The following is a 20,736-nucleotide window of genomic DNA, read 5'->3' on the forward strand; positions in this document are numbered from 1 at the left end:
GTATTCATCCTTACGATCGTAAGCGGTGACCCCGCAAGGAGAAGAATATGAAAAATATAGTGAACACGATCATCGGAAGCAACAACATTATAATCAGAAACAGCACGGTATCCCACATCAAAAATGTCGAGACCCTTTCACAAGGTTGGAACTGGGTCGAATCTACAGAGGGCTCAGGCTTTTTACTATCGCCTGAAGGAGATGGCGTCGTCGATTATGTCCTGATCATAGGGACAAGTGATATCCGTTACCGTTTCCGTGATACGGAGTCATGGATGCTGTTCGTAGGAACGGAAAAAGAATTCAAGGATTTCATCTTGAAGAAAGTGAGAGATAGGATATGATCTCCATAAATGAAGATAGAAAAAAGTTGATGGACGATATACTGACACTGCAGCAGAAAGAACTCGAAGCCTGTGATGATCTCCGAGCACTCTATATATCAATGCTCAACCATCACAATCATCACAATGACCATAGTTGTACGGAAAAAGGTGTCGATATCCGTGTAGGAGATATCTGTTATATCGATTTCGGAAATGCATTCATCGAAGAGATAGGCTTCCAGCATTTCGGACTCATTTTGAGCCTATGTAAAAATAAAGCGTATGTCGTACCGATGAGTGGTAATGAACGGGCTTATGCGCAAGCCTATAGTAAGGATAACCTAAACGGCAAAAAACATCTGATGCGCCTGGAAAAGGTCGGTAGGATGAAGAAACGTTCTGTCTTATTCATAAACGATTCCAAATGGATAAATACCGCGAGGGTCATAGACGTAAAAGGACATCTGAAAAGAGACAGCCAGGTCTTTCGAGAAATCATGAGCAGGGTCAAAGACATGATATCCTAGAGGAGCTCTCCTCTAGGATATTTCATATACTGGCGAGCAGTTGATCAAGTAAAAAGATGCCGGATAGCTCTGCCGGCTCAGGTGCCGGCCAACTACATGGCAAATTGCCATGTAGCTATGGAATACCGCTTACGGCTCCTCAATCAAGGATCGGGTCGTATTTTCCTTTCGGAAAATCTCCACCCTGCCTCTGGGCTCCTTTGACTGCTCCACCTCCAGCGGTGTGAAGAAAGTGTAAGGCAGCTACCTTATATGAAGTGAGCGGTAACCCCGCATGGAGGAATAATAAAATGACAAATAAAGAATTAAGCACAAAGATAAGAAAGACATTAAAGGAATCTGGATACACATCGAAAGATATAAAAGTATCTGTCCGCTCCAGCCTATACGACACGGTCGCAAAGATCACAATCCATAACCCGCACATCAATAAAAACGAGATTGAGAAATTGCTACTGACTGCATATGAAGAAATAGACAGAGATATAGTTACCGGTGAGATTCTACAAGGTGGGAACACAATGTTATTTATTGATTATGAATACGGAATCTTTGAAGAGGTAGCATTGGAATGGATGGCGACTGCGAAAGGACTCATGCAAAGCAAAGCAGAGGTGACAAGAATTTTTGATGGTCTGTATTTGCTCGATCCAGACCACTGCGGAGCGCTGGAGATCAGGCAACAAGACGAGAATACCACCTGCACATATAAAGTGCACAGTATTTCTCATCTGTGTGAATTCCTATACAAATTCGCAGAATTCAAAACGATCACAATATGATAGAGCGAGAAAGAAAACAGAAAAGATATGTTTGAAACGAAGTCATCGGAAAGATGGCTTTTTTACTTTCTTCATTATTCCATAGCTGCCGATGGCAGTGCCAGCGGCAGCAGAGCCGTGATCTATGCCGGCGGGAGAAAGAGAAAGACACGTTTCTATGACCTGGCAAGCTGCCAAGTCATAGATTCAAGAAGTGATATACAGGAATCGAAATGATGATAAGGAGGGTAAAAAGATGAGGAAGAACAATATGTATCAAGACTTCGATCACGGTAAAAAACACTTGAAGGAGTACCAGAGATGGCTGGCTCCCTCCCGGGAGCCGCCACTTCACTAAAAACGCTGTTTTTAGTGAAGCAGGATAAGGGATTTTGTCCGACAAAATCCGGTGGGACAAACGGTCAACGACCGTTTTCTAAAAACAAAAATGATGGGAAAATGCTTTATCTATCAGCTATTTTCGTATTTTCAAATCGTAAAATTATTGTAGGACATCTGTCAGACATTTGTCGGACTTTGTAGGACGGTTGTCCGACATGTAAAAAACACGATAAATAAAGGAGTTTGGAAAAAACTGTAGGACATACGTCCTACGATAAAATAGGGTTGTCCTACAATCGTCCTACACATTTTTATAAAAATTTTTTCTTCATCAAATAGATACCTGGCAAGTTGCCAGGTTATAAAATTGGAGGTAAGAAAGTGAAAGAAAGAAAATCATTCCGCTTTAGCTTGGATACATTTCAAAAGCTGGATACTTTACAAGAATTAGAAAAACAGCAAGCAGAAAAATTCAATATTACGCCTAAATCGATCACTGCAATAGTTGAAGATGCGATTGCAGAGTATTATGTTTTGAAGCTTGATAAAGATACCGGGACAGACTATCTTAGCAGAATGAATCTGATGATCCAAGATGCTCTGAAACAACAAAACCACCAAAGAGATATGACCCTCAATCATATCCTCCGCTATGCCATGATGTCTTATGAAGCTGCTGTCACCATGCTCAAAAATTTCAGGCTCTCCGATGAGGAACGTCCAAAGGATTTTGAAGATGCCAAGAATCTCGTTCAAAATCTGGACAGTATCTTCGAAGACAGCATCTTTGAAAAAGTTGCAAAAGAGCTTGGCGAGGAGGTCGATTGATCCATGCTTCTCATGGATGCTTTTGATAGATTGAGCGATCTCCTGGAAAAGGGATTCTCCTGTTATCGAAGGATGCGTGGTTCCGATCCGAACGGTTTCAATTATGACATGCTCGAGAATTCCCTGAACATCTCCAGACGAGCTTATATGGATTGCCTCGAAGATCATTTCGATCGTCCTCTGTTGGAACGTATCGAACGACAGTGTCAGAAAAAGGGACAACAGGTATTCAGTGCTGACTTCTTGAATGACCTCATGGAAGCCTATATGGAGGATCGATTCGCGAAGCCTCGATATTTCTTCGATATGGATGGCGTCCTATTCAAATTCGATGACACTCTGACTGCGCTTGAACCACTATATGAGGAAGGCTACTTCAGGAACCTTCTTCCTCATCGTCTCGCTGTCCACTGCCTGCAGGAGCTATTGTCAGAAGTTCCCGATCGGATCTATATCCTATCACACTATATCGACTCTCCCTTCGCCGAGTGTGAAAAGCGAGAGGTATTACAGGAGCTCTTCCCCTCTCTGAATCCGCACAACGTGATCCTGGTCCCTTACGGAGAAAACAAGACAGACCATGTACCGCTAAGAGTCAAAGAGAATGATTTCCTCATAGATGACTATGACCAAAACCTTGTATGCTGGAGAGATGCCGGCGGATATGCGATCAAATTCGTGAATGATATGAACGACAGACACGGATCCTGGAAAGGAAGCAGAGTCGAATATGATGATCCTGAGCTCATAAGTTCTCTGAACCATATATTTGAATACGCTGGCACAAGTGAAGATCTGGCAATGACTCTGGAGCCTTATATGAAACAGAAGCTGGAGGTATTACGTTCACATGCTGATATCGGTCTTTGATCACATGGCAACTTGCCAGGTAGGAGATATCCGACATGAGTAAGGCTCACGTCATCAGCAAATTCCGCTTCCTGGAATGTGGGAAAGCTCCACCGAAAGGCTCCCGATTCAAAGGTACGATCTCTACCGCATCACTATTGGACTGGTATGAGTATACCGGCAGAGAAAAAGCAGCTGACAGAAAGAAAGAACGTGGTATGCATGAAGGTGGACTCTTAGGCTATACGAGTCAGGATGATACGACGCGTACCTTCTCCAGCGATGGCTGGCTGACGAAAGACAAGATGCCGGGATTCAAGAAGAAGATAGCTAAGGCATTCCATAAAGACGGCGATATCTGTTGGGACACTGTCGTCTCTCTCAAGGACTATCAGGACTCCTTCCAAAGCAATATGAATGATGTCAACGATTATGCTGCGATCGTTTCCAAATCCCTGCCCGGATATTTCAAAAGTATCGGCCTCGACCCGGACAACATGATCTGGTGGATGAACTATCACAACAATAAGAAGAATCCCCATATGCATATCGTGTTCATGGAAAAGGTCCATACCAGAACGCGAGGTAAGCTGGCGCAGAAATACCTGGACAAATATAAAAGCACCTGGTTGAAGGAATTAGGTCTCCGTCAGGAATTCACTAAGAGATACGGAAAAGCTCCGAAGGATGTCTTCAGGGAAAAGGACGCTTTGCGCAAGACGCTGATCTCCGGGCTCGATATGAGATTCCATGATCAGCTGCTCCATAGCTTCTACACAACGATTCCGAAGAAAGGGAGACTATCCTATAATTCCAAGAACATGAAGCCATACAGGAGACAGCTCAACCTGATCATCCGCTCCCTGCTGCAGGATGAAGAGATACGACCGACGTACGAAGAGTGGCTCGGTAAGGTCGAGATGCTGGATGATCTTCAGAACACGCTTGCAAATGAAAAGATCTCCCACTTCAAAAAAACAGAGCTGGACAAACTCTACACCAGGATCGGGAATATGATCCTGGGACATGCGAAATATAAAGAAACAGAATGCAAACAAGGATATGATCTATGGTTCTCAAAACAGAATATCCGGTATCAGGATGAACAGATATATCGTATCAAGCTGCAGGATCGAGCAGCCTGTATCGACCTGCCATCCGATGCAGCCCTGTTCCTGGATGAACGGGGCTTTTATCATGTCGAGATCGAACAAGACAAAAGCTATACGCTCCATCGATATGCAAAAAATCTCGATGCCTGGAAAGACATCTCTGAAACAGATACATTGCAGATCGATAGAGACACCCTCTTCCGCTATATGCATGCGAAGGACATATCGTTATCCGAAGGTGAGCCTAAGATCTTTGTAGGTCAAGATAGTCGTATATCGCTCATGGATGGGACAGATGAGACCGCTGTGCCGCTTCTTACTGACGATCCAAAAGAGATACCTCCTGATCCACAAAAATCCTTGCACGCTCGATCAGAAGATCCCCCTGCCCGTATGGGGATGAGGAAGAGATCGAAAGTGATCCATAAGCAAAAACTGAGTGCAGTCCTGAAAAAAGGCTCCAAGCGGATCCTACATCAGGACGCGCAGGAAAAAGAAAGAGATCTGGAAAGATTCATAAGAGAATATGAAGAACAACAGATCCGGAGTGAAGAAAGGGGAAAAGAATATATATGATACGAAAACTCATCATCTCTCTGCTCGGAATAGCTCTCGCAAGGATACTCTTCATCCTTGCGGCCATCAACCTGACCAATATGCTCGTATTCGACAGACTGGAGCCATCCTTCGATCTCAGTCTACTGGATCAGATCCCGCAGACAAGGGCGGTCATCGATATACTGACGGTACTCATCGCAGTCTTCATCCTTCTGGGGATGTTTTCGAAAAGTACCAAGAAGAAGCTGGACGATGACAAGAAGAATTTTACACATCTCTCCTCTATCCATGAAGCGAAGCGCAGTCTGACAAGAGTGCAATTTCATGAAGCAGATAAAGGAAAGTCAACCAAAGAAGATATACGATGGGTATTGAACGAAACATCCTTTCTGACGAAAGCCGATCGTATCCTGAACTATCCGAAGCTTCCTTATAATGCACTCCTGACATTCTTCCGGATCGATGACTGGCACAAGCTCAATACCGTAAGACGTTGGGAGATAGATGGTAAGCCTGTCACACAGCGTGCCGGCCTCCCCATCTATATGCCGAGATTCCGGAAGCAGACGATCTTCGTCGATGCAAACGACAATCATTCTATTCTGATCGGTACGACGAATTCCGGTAAGACCTTCTCTGTCATCCTGCAGATGATCGAGCTCGTCTGTATGTCAGGTGAATGTGCCGTCATCAACGATCCCAAAGGAGAGCTCTACGAATATACGGCAAAGCAATTCGAAGAGGCCGGGTATGAGATCATCAAGCTGAATCTCGTCAATGCGAAGGCTTCCGATGCCTGGGCTCCCTTAGAACTGGCATGGGATACATGGAAGAAGGCCTATATGGATCATCAGGAGGCACTGAAGGAATGGAAAGCAGAAGAGACTACCTTCACACCTGCCGAGAAAGCAGAGTGGCTGGCCAGGATACCGGAGCCTGACTACTCTCAGGCGATCGAATTCCTCAAGGATCTTGCAAACAGTCTCACCTATGATCCGAATGTCAAGGATCCCTTCTGGAACGATTCCGCAAGGGACTGCATCATCGGGATGGCTGCTTTCCTGATGGAGGAAGCCGTCCGGAACGGAGATATGACAGATGGGATCATCAACTTCAAAGCGATCAAGCTGGGATTGAACTATGCAGATGTGAAGCTCACGAAGGAACAACAGAAGGCACTGCAGGTGCGCTCCGACAACATCCTGGGCGCAGTGTTGGAAAAATCAAGAAGGCTGGACGATACCAGTCATATGTATCTGATGGATTATTGTAATGCGCCGGAACAGACGCGGCAGAGCATCAAGAAGGTCCTTGCGACGAAGATCGATATCCTGACGATGAACGAACAGATCATGCGGATGACCTCCTATTCTGATTTCGATATGAAGGCTCTCGGACAGAAGAAGATGGTGATCTATCTGATCGTGCATGATGAGAAGAAGACCTACTATCCACTCGTCACGATCTTCCTAAAGCAGCTCTATGAGGTGATCATCAACGAAGCCAGAGGGAATAAAGGAAGACTCCCCATCCCTGTGAATGTCATATTGGATGAATTCGGTAACTGTCCTCCATTAAAGGATATCCAGAGCATGCTGACCGCATCCCGTTCCCGCGGTGTACGTTTCTCGCTGGTCGTGCAAGATCTCTCTCAGCTAGGAGAAGTCTATGGAGACAAAGTAGCGACGACGATCCAGAACAACTGCTCCAATACCGTGTATATCTTAGGCTCTCAGATGGATACACTGAAAAGGTTCAGTGAGATGTGTGGTTCCAGACAGATATGGCTGCCATCGAAAAGCTGGTATGAGACGCGTCCTGTCATAAGCATCGATCGTCTACAAAAATTGAATCTTGGTGAAGTCGTCATCCACAGACAGAGGAAATCCCCTTTCATCGCAAGGATGATCCCTTATGACAGATGTAAGTTCTATAGAGGCAAGAATATGAATCCAAACGAAGAGAGATCACCAAAGCCGGCTGTCAGATGGATCGATATGAAGGCTCTATTATCGAATTATGGAGATGTATTCTAACAACATGGTGATCTGCCATGTGTGTAATGACCATGAACACGATATTACCTGGCAACTTGCCAGGTAATGGAAAGGAGAAGAAAATGGAGGAAGAACAGATAAAGAGATTCGTACAAACGAATAGTGAGATATCATTGATGGATTTTTACAAAAGCTTGGAAAGACAGCAGCGAGAAGCCGGATATAGTATGCAAAAGACCAGTCTGATCTTTCCGCAGCGCCAGATCATCGAACTGGAAGGAAAGAGCTCCTGTAAGATATTCACTTCTTATTTCGAGAACTGTGAATTCATGAACCTGGAGCTAATGGATACGGCCGGATATGACCAAAGGATATTGGAGGGAAATATCTTCAAAGGCTGCACCTTCACGAACTGTAGAAACATCGCATCTATGAATGCATGTACGTTCATCGACTGTAATTTCAATGCCTGTGATCTCAGGCATACCTCATTCGTCCGCTGCAGGTTTGTAGATACGAGCGCAGGAGACTGCGATTTCCGGATGGCGAATTTCTCCCTCGCCGATCATGCAAAGCTGTATATCGCATATGAGACCTGCAAAGTAGAGGATACTCTGCTGCAGCCGCAGGTATCGGAAGAAGAGAGGAAGCAGACCGGCGATCCGATCAGAATGGATATCTTCCTCGATATGCTGGAGTGTTCCCTGAAACTGCTCCGTGATGCGATCCATCTCGACAGTGATGCGCAGATGACACTCGATCCGATCGCTCACGACCTGAATGCCTATATACAGATGACGCGAAAGGCGATGGAATCAGAAGGAATCCGGGAACGTGAGGAAACGGAGATACTGACCGATCTCGACGTGCATGAAGCATGGGCGAATCAGATCTGCCGCAAGACAGAGGAGATGCCTGTCATCGACTGGACGAAGAGCAATTACAGCAGGATGAACCTGAAGAACCGGAATCTGTCCGGTATCGACTTCACCGGTTCCCTCATGAAGAACTGTGACTTTACAGCCTGTAACCTCACCGGAGTCGATTTCACCGGCTGTAATCTCACCGGTGCCATATTTTTGAATGCGATCCTTGCGCAGAATACCTTCGATGGCGCAAAGCTGGAGGACATCAAGATCGACCAGAAGAACCTGCAGCTATTCGAAAATGCCGGCATCGCTGTGAATACGGACCAGACCGGCCCCATGAATATCTCTGTCAATCGCAGCGTCTTATCGAGGAAAGGAAATACGGCCGTCTGATGGAAGACAGATACCAACGCTATCAGAACACTGCCTTCACAAGCCAACAATGGTACATCATAAAAAAGGCGATCGATGAAGATATCGAAGTCAAGGATATCGCAGATCCAAGATTCAGCGTCGAACAGCTGACGCTACTCATAGACGCAAGGAGATCCGGTATCGACTTATCCGGATTGATAGATCCAGATATCAAGGAAGGACAGCTGAAGCAGATATTGGAAAAGATAGCGAATGAGATGGGTCTCTATGATGAGCATTATGAAAAGGTCAGGAGGAAGTGGCTCCGGAACATCACCTGGATGCTTCTCATCGGCTCTGTCCTCACGATCATTGTTTCTCTGCTCTATGTCACGAAGGATGAATGGCTGAAATACTTTGAAGAACTGTACCTGTCCTTCGATGAGACCGTACAACTTGAGGCAGGAGAACCGTTCGAGCCAGCCTCCTACATCCGTTCTTATGATCCCGAAGCGGTAATCACCTTTCCGAATCGTGATGAGATCGATACGAAAAAGCCCGGCACCTATTGGGCAGTCTACCATATCAGCAACGGCAAGAAGGAAAAGGATATGAAGCTGCTCGTGGAAGTGAAGGACACCAAATCACCGGTGATCAGCTTGAACAGATCCAGCATAACTGTGTCTGATCGTTCCGAGCTGAAGGCGGAGGAATATATAGATTCTGTCATCGATATCGTCGATGGCGATCTTCGCAGGAAGACGACGTTCGAAATGACAGAAGACCAGATCGTTTATAAAGTGAGCGACGCACATGGGAACGAAGCACGGAAGACCTTGGATATCCATATAGAAAAGCCAAAAAGTAATGAGACAGAGAGCGTTCCAAAGACAGAAGGGCCACAACCAGACGCTCCACAGCAACAGGAGCAGGGGGATTCACCAATAGAAAAAGATATACCTGTTACGGCACAGGGCAGATCGTTTCCTTTCATAGAAGGCAAGACCTTCGATCAGACGTATCAGGAATGTATGGCAGCCGGTAATGCAGCAGTAAGCGCAGGCCAGGCAAATACGGCGTCCTGTACCGTCTATGATGACGAGAATGGAATCCATAAAGGATACGTTTTAAATTTTAATTGATGATACCTGGCAAGTTGCCAGGTATTTTTTGGAGGTAAACGCAAATGAAAGAAATCATCAATATCAGTATTCCGAAATCACGGTTCAAACAGAAGATCAAACAGGCGAATGGCACGAAAAACAGTCACCGCGTCATCCTGCCAAAGGAGGCTGGAGCTTATAGATATCATGTCCTATTGATCAGTGAGGATTTCGTACAGGAGGATATCGACAATAAAGAAAATAACGTCCTACATTTCTATGCAGATCGAGAAATCCAGCTATCACAGCATCATCGAACGCCGAACGGAGAGGATGTCTATGAAAAAATCAGGGTCATGCCAAAGGAGTTATACAAGAACTTCTATGGTGAATATAAAGACAACAGCAGGAAGAGGTTCACGAATGAAGAGGTAGAATATCTAAAGAAGAATATATCTGTGATGGATTTCCTGCAGGATCGTGCAGGCTTCAGCTTCCAAAGACAAGGACAGCATTATTACCGCTGTGATCAGCATAGTTCTCTCGTCATCGATACGAGGAACAACGCTATGTTCTGGAACACCGAGCATATCAATGGATCCGCATTGGAATATTTGAGAAAGGCAGAAGGCAAGACGTTTCCAGAGGCGATGAATATCCTGATCGAATATCATAACGGACTTGCGCCTGACAAGAAGCAGTATATCGCACCGAAATATGAGCAGATAGAATTCAAGCTTCCGGATTCACAACAGAATATCTCGAAGATCTATGAGTATCTATGTGACAAGCGAAAGATCGACCGTGACCTCATCAAGCGATTCGTCGATGACGGTAAGATCTATCTGGATGCAAAAGGAAATTGCGTCTTCGCATGTGAGAACTACAAAGGAAAGGTAGATTCCGCCTTCGTACGTTCGACCTATTCAGGCTTTCGGGGAGATGTCGGTGGAGGAAATAAGTTTACCGGATTCTTCATCGAAATGGATCCAAAGGCTACGAAGCTTGTCCTGACAGAAGCCTATATCGATGGGTTGTCTTATATCACGGCCAAGAAGCAAGCCGGTGAGAAGATAGACTTCAATGTGCTCGCATGCGACAGCTGTAATGTCATGAATGAGACGTTCCGCGTAAATTATCTTACCCGACCTGTCCTGAATCAGAATATCGATACTGTCATACTTGCATCGGATAACGATAAAGCAGGCAGAGCTGCTGCGGAAGAGTTCAAAGCATTCGTCCGACCATTTCATAGGATACAGAATGTCATCGATGATCTTCCATCCCTTGGTTCTGACTGGAATAAGGACCTGCAGAAGATATATGAGAACCCGGAAGCAGTTCCGGAAAAAGCAATCATGTTGAAATAGCTCTTATTTCTCCTAAGATATTGACCCTTATACAAAGGATCTTCAGCATTATGGCATCGGCCTGCTTATCGTGGAGCCGCACTGGTGGGAGTTCAAAAGCCTATCTATTGATTTACAAATCGAGACGAAGTTCATCTGAAGGTGCAGGATAGGTCATAGGAGAAATCTGGAAGCAGATATCCTGTCGGGTCTGACGGACGATACGGATCGTTAGAGAATAGTGATGGCCTCATCAGGATCTCGTAGTCATCCTATCAAACAACGTACGCATTTTTTAATAATCTAGAATTTATATACATATGGATATGTAATATACTTTTTTTGTTCTCTACTCCTTTCGGAATATATCCCTACAGAGAGTCAGGTAGGTATATTCCGGCTTTTTATTTGTTGTTTCAAAATGATTGCAAAATATTTTTAATATGATAAAATGTTTTCGGCTGTTGAATATTGCCTAGGTATTGAACAGAGACGGCCACTATTTTTGGCAAAGTTCGGGTAAAACCGGACTTTTTTATTATCTTGCTGAATAATACTAAAATATTTTATTTACAAATATTACTTTAAACTATATAATGATTACATTGCCGCCTATTTCAAAAGTAAGAGATACCTAGGCAGTATTTGGCGGCAGTAGACCACCTTAATGGTGGTTTTTTTATTAACAGTTATCAAACGTTTTATCTTTTATCAATAAGTATTATAATAAGCCTAAATAGGCATTTAATTCCTCCATATCATATATTGAGATACGCAGATGAATCTCGATAACACGTAAGGAGGAAATATATATGTGTAACAGATGTAAATGTAATGATTATGACTTTAATGATTATGATTTTGACAGATTTGATTGTGATAGAAACCGTAGATGCGATGATGATTACGTCACAAACGCATTGAACGAAGCCGAACGAGTAGCTCGCAATACAATGCGTCAACACTGTAGAGAAAATCGCTGCGCGCGTCATTTTGTATGCTGCATGAGGAATGCTCGATGCGGATCTAATTGGTAACTCATTTATTATTAACTATTCGTTCACCCTCATTTAGCTTTTAACAGTGTATTTGCGATTTCATCAGTAAAATATGAGAATACTTGTAAATGAATTATCCTACTATTGACTCCTGCCATAAGGTGGGAGTCTTTATCTTGAACATAAAAGATAGCTGATGTGTAAATGCGAAAATCACACCCTATATAAAGATAGTTTTGTGCTCTCTGATCATTGGGAGCTTATGCTATATAAAATTAACATAATCTGACAGAAAGGTGTAAATGAACGAAGCATGAAAAAGATCAATCTAGATAAAAATGTCTATGAAGCGTTGCTAGAACGTCTTCATTTTATCTTTCAGGAATTTGAAAATATCTATATCTCCTTTTCCGGAGAAAAGATAGTGGTCTTTTATTGATATCCTGTTGGATTTTAGAGACCAGTATTATCCATCACAAATAATAGGAGTTTTCATCAGGACTTTGAAGCACAGCACAATGCAACGACTGATTATAGAAGAGGCCTTTCGGATGCTGGAAAAGCGTTCGCATCTCGGACTTTACTGGGTCTGTCTCCCTGTGCAACACGCTCTGCCTTGAGCAGCTATGAAATGTACTGGTACCCATGGGATAATAAGAAGGAAGATATCTGGATCCTTCCAATGCCTCAGCACGATTATATCATCAACCTAGAACAAATATCATGACATCCTAACACTATAAGATGCATCAGGGGGTCTTACTAAGCAATTTGGCAGATGGTACCGATTGTCTCATGAAAATAGGAAAACGATCTGCCGGTTGGGGATAAGGGCAGATTAATCCTTGCAGCGATACAGTGGTTTCATCAATAAGAAATATAGCTATAAGCAACGATGCTGGATCACGCAGCAAAGCCGCTTCACCGTTTCAGGACTATGCCAAAGAGGCACTCATCTTTACCGAGTCATCTGTCCTGAAATCTAGGTCAAGCTCATCGGATGTGTCAGAGGAGCGTATTTTACTGCTATATATGCTAAGACGAAGGCATTCGGATACCGTCATATAACATTTTCGGAGGGACATACATGCACAGTTCATACTGGCAACGTTGCCACCACAGTTGTATCGCAACTATATCAAGAAATTTAACAATTCCATCTGATTTCGGCATACAGTCGGAGGTGGGCATGAAGCGAAGTTTGAGAGAAATCAAGAATGTGTTTATGTCTATCCTACGGGACATTAAGAAAGAGATAGACAGCGGCAAACAGCCGGGGGAAACTGTCATTGACACCATGTTTTAAAATACCCAGAACGCCGTACAGAAAAAGAAACAGGAATTACATACCGTTGATGATGTGACAGCGTTGATTACAGAGCAGATAGAAAAGGTCATGCTGCTGGAAAAGGAAACTAGCGAACAATTCCAGCAGTTTTTATGTTAGATTTCCGAATTGTTTCCGAAATATTCTCATTTTATTGCCAATTAAAAATGGTATTTCCGTTTTACGAAACGAGTGGAATTGTAGTCCATGGGCGGAGAATTGGAAAACTGATAGGTTTGCCAACGGCAAATCTGAAAGTTGAAATGGACACGGATTTGCCGGAGCCGGCTGTGTATATATCAAAGGTTTTTCTCAAAGAGAAAACGCTCTATGGAATCACGCATATAGGAGCGCAATCAACAGTTGACGATAGTCAAGAAATATCTTTTGAAACACATTTTGAATTTATTATAAGAAATATACGGACTCAAAATGAAAGTACAGTTGTTTTCCAAAATCCGGATTCCACAAAAATCCGATGAATTATCCTTTCTTATAGAGCAGATCAGAAAAGATTGTTTGATCGTACAGAAATACTGGGGAATAAAACAGCTTGCTTCCGATTTTTTATAGATATTAGGAAACACCAAGTAAAGCTATGCAACCATAAAATAATCTTGTCCGCTAAAGAATTTGATGTCCTGTATTTATCATATTCAAATCTAGATGTTGCATTTATGATAAAACAAATCTATGAAGTAGTCTGGCATGATTCGGCAAATGGTATTTATCATGCAGTAAAAAATACAGTTTTTTAAACAAGAAAACGGATTAAAGCATTTTCAGCGAATCATGATTATATAAAGACAATCGTTGGATATGGTTACAAATATAATGCGTAATAGCAAAGTCAGTCGAGTCAATCAGCACAAGATGAGCAGTGCATAAATGTGCTGCCGTTGACAGTCCTGCCCGCCTTTGCTGACAGGCGATCAAGGCAGGAAAGCCCTTAAAATGGTTTCCAACACATTTCAATTTTATATAAAAAGTTTAAATTTTTTTCTGGATACAAAAAACCCGCACAAAACCTGGTGTCTGTACGGGCTTAAAGCCATCTTATATTCAATGATTGAAAGGCAAACGATAAAAGAATCTACTGCTCCTCCTATTCGTTTCCCATCTTTCCTTCTTCACTTCAATGTTCATAAAATGATAATCTTTATCTCAGCTGTCAATTCATCCAGCCTGTTTATTTTCTATCTCGTCAGTATATATATCCTGCTGTTGTCTCTGCTCATCTTTCCACTGTTTTCGGATCGGATATGAATATTTATAAAATGTCGAGAGTGCCATTCCAATATTCATACAATATTCTCCCAGAGGGCGCTTGCTATCCAGACATGCCCTGATATTTACTTCAAAATCTTCCGGAATTTGTACACGTGGTCTACCGTATACACCATTTCCTTCCCGTTTCCTCTTTAGTGCATTCTGGATTCCTATTTTTTGACGCTCTTTTAGGCACTGATAATACCAGTCCATGAATTCTCTGCAGAACTGATATACCAGAACAGCATCTGCACTCTTATTCTCCTTGATAAAAACTACATCTTCCTGTGCATACTGTTTCAGTTTTTCCATGACATCATCCCCTAAGCATGTCATGGACAAAAGTTCCATTTTCCTACCTGCCATCGTTTTTTCTTCCCTCCTACTGCAATCTTTTCATTGCTTCTACGATGTTCATTCTCACAATCATTTCAAAAATTCTTTCAAACATGCTGTTAAAAAATAGAGCTGTTACAGGCGCATGATACTATCTTTGACTGTTTTACTGAGAGGTTTCATCAGCTGATACGAGTACTTTTTTGAAATTCCCTCATGCAAAGATCATGTATCTATTATGAAAGGGAAACACGATACCTTCTTCCAGTATCAAAATAACTGTATAGGGAATTATTTATTTTGATACGAAGTGAAAGCATTGCATGAGACCTGATATAATATGGAAAACAACATGAGAGCTAACAGACGAACTGTATACCTCCCTTGTTGCTTTGTAAATAATCCTCGATTTCTTAAATGACTGGTACCATTTTTGTGACAAAAGATCAAGTATCGTTTTTTAAGTCGAAATATTATTTTATAGAATGCCATTTCTCATTTCTCGATATCAGGTCGCGTATTTCTCTTAAAAGAACTGCTTCCTCAGACGGCTCAACAGCTGCCGGTTCTGGAATGCTCTCTTCTTTCTTTCGGCGGAATTTGTTGATGATCCGGATGATCGTAAAAATCACCAGTGCAATCAGCAGAAAATTGATGATATTCTGGATGAATCTTCCGTAATAAATGGCTGCTTCCGCCATATATCTCCTGATGCCGGAGTGATAACATAGCGTAAACTTGTAAAATCGATTCCTCCAAACAGGATGCCGATAGCAGGCATGACGATGTCATTCACAAGAGAGGTCACGATTGCAGTAAAAGCCCCTCCAATGATAACATCGACTGCTAAATCAATCACACTTCCACGAGAAATGAATTCCCGAAAATCGGTAAAAAATCCTTTTGTCTATTTCAAATCATTTTCCACCTTCCCTACAAAATATCTCGGCATAAATAACACGCTATGGGATTACTGTTGTTCTATTTTTTCTTTTAATGCCTTCCCTGGCTTAAATTTAGGTGAAAAGTGCCCCGGTATGATAATTTTTTCTCCTGTTTGAGGATTTCGACTGCTTCTCTCACTGACAAATCGCGCCTCAAAAGTTCCAAATCCAGCAATCTGTATTTTTTCTCTTTGTGCCATCTTATCTCCAATGAGTTCGATAAACTGATCTATGATCCCCTTTGTAACTTCTGAAGAAATCCCCTGTTTATATGCGATTTCTCTAATGATTTCATTTTTATTCATAAATACTCCTCTTGACATTATAAAGTGTTTTTCCTATCGTTATCTTCTTTGCCTATGAAGTTTTGAATGAAAACAGCACAGCACCCTCTAAGAAGAGTACTGTACTGAATCAAGTCGTTATGCTATACAATCGTTGTTTCTTTTACTGTTCCTCGTCAACTTTTCTGCGTTTTCTCGCAAAGAATAGTCCGGCAAGGGTCGCAATAGAGCCAATCGCTGCTGCTGTATGCACACCTAGATTTGTAAAGTCGCCAGTCTTTGGTCCAGAAGTTGTGACCTTCGTCACCTTGTTCGTCTGCGTATTCTGCTGATTGTTAACCGGAGTTACTGTACTTGCAGGTTTTTCCACTGTGACTTTCACGGTTACCGTTTCCTTGCTTCCATCAGGATATTGGATTTCTAATGTTCCCTCATATTCTCCAGGTTTATTTGGATCAATAGTTCCCTCTGGAGTGATATCTTTAATTTGGGTTCCTTCTGGAAGGTCATCAAGATTTGTTACATTATCTGTTAAATCAGGGTTTTCTCCCGGCTTTATGATTTCCGGTTTCGTCTCCGGATCGTATTTATCCGCATCTGTACGCGGATCTGTCACATTGACCTTTACTTCCACTTCTTCTGTTGTTCCATCCGGATAAGTTACTACAATGATGCCCGGTGTTTCCCCTGGCTTATCGGTGTCTACCGGTGTCTTCCATTCATACTTCGTATCCTCTGGAAGGTCATCTTTATTTCTGATTCCATCCTCTGGATTTGGAGTTTCTCCCTTATTGACATTGACTTCCTGTCCCTCTGGAGTATATTTTTCTGCATCTGTCCGGTTGTCATTTACAATAACGTCCACTGTTATCTGATCCGTAGAACCGTCTGGATATGTTACAACTACAGTTCCCGATGTCGTACCCGGTGTACTGGTATCTACTGGTGCAGTCCATCCATAGGTTGTATTTGCTGGCAAGTCTGCTTTGTTGGCAATACCATCTGCTGCATTTGGCTGACTTCCTTTGTCGACTGTGACTGCCTGTCCTGCCGGATCATATGCATCTGTTGCCAAGCCATAGTTGACCGTTACAATGACTGTATCGTTTGATCCATCTGCATAGGTCACTTTCACATTCACTGGCTGATTCTGTCCTGTCGTTGGAATCGTATCTACTACCACGATCGACTGTATCTTCTCGGCTGGTGCATCTGTCGTTACGACACCTATGACTTCATCATTCGTAGCTGTCTGCCCATATGGTTTGTTTACAACTCCCCCCTGCGCCGTATATAGTTCTGTATCGGTCGCATTCTCATTTACAATAACATCCACTGTTACCTGATCCGTAGAACCGTCTGGATACGTTACTACGATTGTCCCCGAGGTTGTTCCTGGTGTGCTGGTATCCACTGGTGCAGTCCATCCATAGGTTGTATTTGCTGGTAAGTCTGCTTTGTTGGCAATACCATCTGCTGCATTTGGCTGACTTCCTTTGTCGACTGTGATTGCCTGTCCTGCCGGATCATATGCATCTGTTGCCAAGCCATAGTTGACCGTTACAATGACTGTATCGTTTGATCCATCTGCATAGGTCACTTTCACATTCACTGGCTGATTCTGTCCTGTCGTTGGAATCGCATCTACTACCACGATCGACTGTATCTTCTCGGCTGGTGCATCTGTCGTTACGACACCTATGACTTCATCATTCGTAGCTGTCTGCCCATATGGTTTGTTTACAACTCCCCCCTGCGCCGTATACAGTTCTGTATCAGTAGCCTGTGGTGTCGTGTCAACGACATTGACTGTAACTTCCACTTCTTCTTTGCTTCCATCTGGATAGGTTACTACAATCGTTCCTGTGGTTTCTCCCGGTGTATCCGTGTCCACTGGTGTCTTCCAATCATACGTTGTTCCTTCCGGAAGATCGTCTTTGTTCTTGATTCCGGCTTCTGCGCTTGGGTCTTCGCCTTTATTGACATCCACCTGCTGTCCTTCCGGAGCATAGGCATCCTTTGCTTCCCCGTAAGCAATCGTTACGGTAGCATCTTCCTTGGTTCCGTCAGCGTAGGTTACTTCCACGGTCACGGTCTGGTCTGCACCATCTGCAGTTGGAGTAGGAATCTCACCTTTGATCGCTTTGGATTTCACTTTCTCTGCTGGTGCCGGAGCCTCTTGACCATCCTTGGTTTCTGTGACTGTGACTTTGTCCAGAATGGCAGCCTCTTCCGCTTTCTTTCCGTAGTCCTGGTTCAGCGTGCCACCCTTTGCATTGTATTTGTCCGCATCTGTTGCCGGATCAACGACATTGACTGTAACTTCCACTTCTTCTTTGCTTCCATCTGGATAGGTTACTACAATCGTTCCTGTGGTTTCTCCCGGTGTATCCGTGTCCACTGGTGTCTTCCAATCATACGTTGTTCCTTCCGGAAGATCGTCTTTGTTCTTGATTCCGGCTTCTGCGCTTGGGTCTTCGCCTTTATTGACATCCACCTTCTGTCCTTCCGGAGCATAGGCATCCTTTGCTTCCCCGTAAGCGATCGTTACGGTAGCATCTTCCTTGGTTCCGTCAGCGTAGGTTACTTCCACGGTCACGGTCTGGTCTGCACCATCTGCAGTTGGAGTAGGAATCTCACCTTTGATCGCTTTGGATTTCACTTTCTCTGCTGGTGCCGGAGCCTCTTGGCCATCCTTGGTTTCTGTGACTGTGACTTTGTCCAGAATGGCAGCCTCTTCCGCTTTCTTTCCGTAGTCCTGATTCAGTGTGCCACCTTTGGCATCGTATTTGTCCTTGTCTGGTGTAGTGAATGTAAATGGGTCTCCTATAACGGGATTGTCTGCATTTGGACTATATGCAACCAGAACAACCTCTGTACCGTCTGGCACTACGTTTGCGTTAACATCCAAAGAGAAATTTCCGGCTACTAGATCATCAAACGAAATTTTCGTTGTACCATATTCCTGCTCATTGTATGTTTTCTTATCCTTGTCATACCCTTGAAGCTTGACGATCACATTTCCAGCATCTTCATTTGTGATTTGGATCAGTCTTGCCGGGTCTGCTGGATCAGCAATCAATGGCTTTGGAACAGTTCCTTCAATCGTTGTCTTTTTAGTGGAATCAAATGTTGTCGTTGTAGTAGTTGGTTTTGATACTAGATAATCGGCAGCGTTGTTTGGTTCTGTCTGATCTGTCATAAATTCCTGTCCATCAGGTACTCCATCACCATCTGTATCTACCTTAGTAGTATCGGTACCAATCTTCCATTCAACAAAATCAAACAGACCATCTTTGTCCGTATCATTCGCATCCAGATAAGCATTTGCATACGAATCATTCAACTGCTTTGGAGCATCTCCATTATCATTTGTTGATGTACCTTGTTTAGTGTTCAGATAGTCTGCTTCCATCCAGCTATCAAATAAGAAGGATTGCTGATTTTTCTCAATATATTCATTAACTGCACGTGCAAAATCGGAAAGAGTTACACTATCTTTCAGTTTATAGGAAATCGTATAGTTACGGCTTTGTCCAAGCGTTCCAAAAAAGATTCGGTCGTTGTTCTTTCTTGCTACATCTAACTGTGCCTTTGTATCATTGCCAATGATGCTTAGTTCTGGAACCTGACTTGTATCCACTAAGCCTTGGTTGTTAATTGGTACCGTAAATTCTTCATGTTTTTCGTTAATCTTTACGCCGTCCAAATCAGAGCAATATATTTTAATATTATCTGTGTCAATATATGGAAGCAACTCTGGTGGTATCTGTTCTTTCACATACACAACCCAGCTATAATCTGTCTGTAGGAAATTCTCATTAGGTTTAAATGTATGGATAGAACGAATGGTCATATCATCAACATTAAATTTAATTCTTTGATTAACTTTACCTTTTGTAAAACCTGATTCCTTTTCATTCTTATTCTTCTTATTATTCTGCAAGATATAACCATTAGAAATACTGTTCGAGGCTATAGCTCCTTTAGTGGTCGTCAAAATGGAATTAAATCCAATTGGAGTATCCTGTAAATTAAGACTTTCCAATGTCTGTCCATTTTTCAGCGTGATTTTAACAGGCTGGTTACGCGATACACCTATCAAAGCATAGTTAGGCAGTTTTGTAACTGGCAGAGACCACATTGCGCCATCGCTATGTTTTTCCAGACTAATATCATCTAAAATAACTTTATCGATCTGTTTATAAAAAGTATCGTTGGTAAAACTCAAAAGATATTTCCCAGCATATTCGTTCGTAGGGTCTGTCCCCCATCCTGCGCTTCCACTAAACCAATATGTAAACGTCATAGATAAACTGCCGTCATCCTCAACTTTATTGAAAACAGTAGAGCTATAACGTAGGTTGGCATTGTTATCAATTCCGGTTGCCGTATAATGTGTTGTAGTATCCAGTCCTCTGCTTTCCTGTGCATAGACGGTACCCAAAGACGGCACCATCAACGTGATGCCCAGTAATACAGAGCACCCGCCAATACTCAATTTTCGTATCGCCCATCTTTGTTGTCTTTTTGCACAGGAAAGAAACCTCGGCTTATTTTTCTCCATAAACGATTTCTCCTCTCTTTTCGTTTCTTTCTAAAA

Annotated in this window: 18 protein-coding genes; 13 read left to right on the forward strand and 5 right to left on the reverse strand. The window is 42.9% G+C overall.

Translation table 11 applies throughout. The annotated features are described in order from the left end of the window. Window positions 1–47: 47 nt before the first annotated feature. From ACG3M1_RS06830 to ACG3M1_RS06890, 13 genes are all read left to right on the forward strand, one after another. Window positions 48–344, forward strand: a complete 297-nt coding sequence (locus ACG3M1_RS06830; RefSeq protein WP_040012756.1) for a hypothetical protein — start codon at window positions 48–50, stop codon at window positions 342–344. Continuing rightward, the gene (locus ACG3M1_RS06835; protein ID WP_009271171.1) at window positions 341–853 is read left to right on the forward strand and encodes a hypothetical protein; all 513 of its coding nucleotides are present in this window, start codon (window positions 341–343) and stop codon (window positions 851–853) included. The genes ACG3M1_RS06830 and ACG3M1_RS06835 overlap by 4 nt, the downstream gene beginning before the upstream one ends. 290 nt (window positions 854–1,143) lie before the next feature. Continuing rightward, complete coding sequence (locus ACG3M1_RS06840) at window positions 1,144–1,635, forward strand: hypothetical protein (protein WP_009271170.1); 492 nt, start codon at window positions 1,144–1,146, stop codon at window positions 1,633–1,635. 702 nt (window positions 1,636–2,337) lie between these two features. Continuing rightward, window positions 2,338–2,784 carry a hypothetical protein gene (locus ACG3M1_RS06845; protein WP_009271169.1) on the forward strand — a complete coding sequence of 149 codons (447 nt, stop codon included), beginning with the start codon at window positions 2,338–2,340 and terminating at the stop codon, window positions 2,782–2,784. Between the two features lie 3 nt (window positions 2,785–2,787). Next, entirely contained in the window at window positions 2,788–3,654 is an 867-nt protein-coding gene (locus ACG3M1_RS06850; RefSeq protein ID WP_040012754.1) for a hypothetical protein, read from the forward strand. Window positions 3,655–3,689: 35 nt separating this feature from the next. Further along, window positions 3,690–5,321 (forward strand): MobP3 family relaxase, encoded by a 1,632-nt coding sequence (gene mobP3 / locus ACG3M1_RS06855; RefSeq protein WP_009271167.1) that lies wholly within the window; start codon window positions 3,690–3,692, stop codon window positions 5,319–5,321. After that, window positions 5,318–7,339, forward strand: coding sequence for a type IV secretory system conjugative DNA transfer family protein (locus ACG3M1_RS06860; RefSeq protein WP_040012753.1), 2,022 nt, complete (start codon window positions 5,318–5,320; stop codon window positions 7,337–7,339). The genes mobP3 and ACG3M1_RS06860 overlap by 4 nt, the downstream gene beginning before the upstream one ends. An 83-nt stretch (window positions 7,340–7,422) precedes the next feature. Continuing rightward, a complete protein-coding gene (locus tag ACG3M1_RS06865) occupies window positions 7,423–8,562 on the forward strand; it encodes a pentapeptide repeat-containing protein (protein ID WP_040012752.1) in 1,140 nt (379 codons plus the stop codon). Next, window positions 8,562–9,665, forward strand: coding sequence for a hypothetical protein (locus ACG3M1_RS06870; protein ID WP_009271164.1), 1,104 nt, complete (start codon window positions 8,562–8,564; stop codon window positions 9,663–9,665). Before ACG3M1_RS06865 ends, ACG3M1_RS06870 begins: the two co-directional genes overlap by 1 nt. Before the next feature lie 44 nt (window positions 9,666–9,709). Next, window positions 9,710–10,996 (forward strand): DUF3991 and TOPRIM domain-containing protein, encoded by a 1,287-nt coding sequence (locus ACG3M1_RS06875; RefSeq protein WP_040012751.1) that lies wholly within the window; start codon window positions 9,710–9,712, stop codon window positions 10,994–10,996. 2,005 nt (window positions 10,997–13,001) lie between these two features. Further along, on the forward strand, window positions 13,002–13,124 hold the full coding sequence (locus ACG3M1_RS06880; RefSeq protein WP_254888058.1) for a hypothetical protein: 123 nt from the start codon (window positions 13,002–13,004) through the stop codon (window positions 13,122–13,124). Between the two features lie 289 nt (window positions 13,125–13,413). After that, on the forward strand, window positions 13,414–13,782 hold the full coding sequence (locus tag ACG3M1_RS06885; RefSeq protein WP_233105111.1) for a riboflavin kinase: 369 nt from the start codon (window positions 13,414–13,416) through the stop codon (window positions 13,780–13,782). Then, window positions 13,733–13,873, forward strand: a complete 141-nt coding sequence (locus ACG3M1_RS06890) for a hypothetical protein (protein ID WP_373144305.1) — start codon at window positions 13,733–13,735, stop codon at window positions 13,871–13,873. Before ACG3M1_RS06885 ends, ACG3M1_RS06890 begins: the two co-directional genes overlap by 50 nt. A 603-nt stretch (window positions 13,874–14,476) precedes the next feature. On the opposite strand, the gene ACG3M1_RS06895 is transcribed toward ACG3M1_RS06890, so the two are convergent. From ACG3M1_RS06895 to ACG3M1_RS06915, 5 genes are all read right to left on the reverse strand, one after another. Next, window positions 14,477–14,881: a hypothetical protein gene (locus ACG3M1_RS06895; RefSeq protein ID WP_233104820.1), complete on the reverse strand. Its 405-nt coding sequence runs from the start codon at window positions 14,879–14,881 to the stop codon at window positions 14,477–14,479. Between the two features lie 497 nt (window positions 14,882–15,378). Next, the gene (locus tag ACG3M1_RS06900; protein WP_009271161.1) at window positions 15,379–15,606 is read right to left on the reverse strand and encodes an MscL family protein; all 228 of its coding nucleotides are present in this window, start codon (window positions 15,604–15,606) and stop codon (window positions 15,379–15,381) included. Next, a complete protein-coding gene (locus ACG3M1_RS06905) occupies window positions 15,546–15,764 on the reverse strand; it encodes an MscL family protein (protein ID WP_336244763.1) in 219 nt (72 codons plus the stop codon). The genes ACG3M1_RS06900 and ACG3M1_RS06905 overlap by 61 nt, the downstream gene beginning before the upstream one ends. Before the next feature lie 111 nt (window positions 15,765–15,875). Further along, window positions 15,876–16,154 carry an HU family DNA-binding protein gene (locus tag ACG3M1_RS06910; protein ID WP_120151211.1) on the reverse strand — a complete coding sequence of 93 codons (279 nt, stop codon included), beginning with the start codon at window positions 16,152–16,154 and terminating at the stop codon, window positions 15,876–15,878. A 142-nt stretch (window positions 16,155–16,296) separates the two neighbouring features. Next, complete coding sequence (locus tag ACG3M1_RS06915) at window positions 16,297–20,700, reverse strand: Rib/alpha-like domain-containing protein (protein WP_257355186.1); 4,404 nt, start codon at window positions 20,698–20,700, stop codon at window positions 16,297–16,299. Window positions 20,701–20,736 lie beyond the last annotated feature (36 nt).

The sequence above is a fragment of the Clostridium sp. 10cd* genome (genome assembly GCF_044336395.1).
GTDB classification, from domain to species: domain Bacteria; phylum Bacillota_I; class Bacilli_A; order Erysipelotrichales; family Erysipelotrichaceae; genus Clostridium_AQ; species Clostridium_AQ innocuum.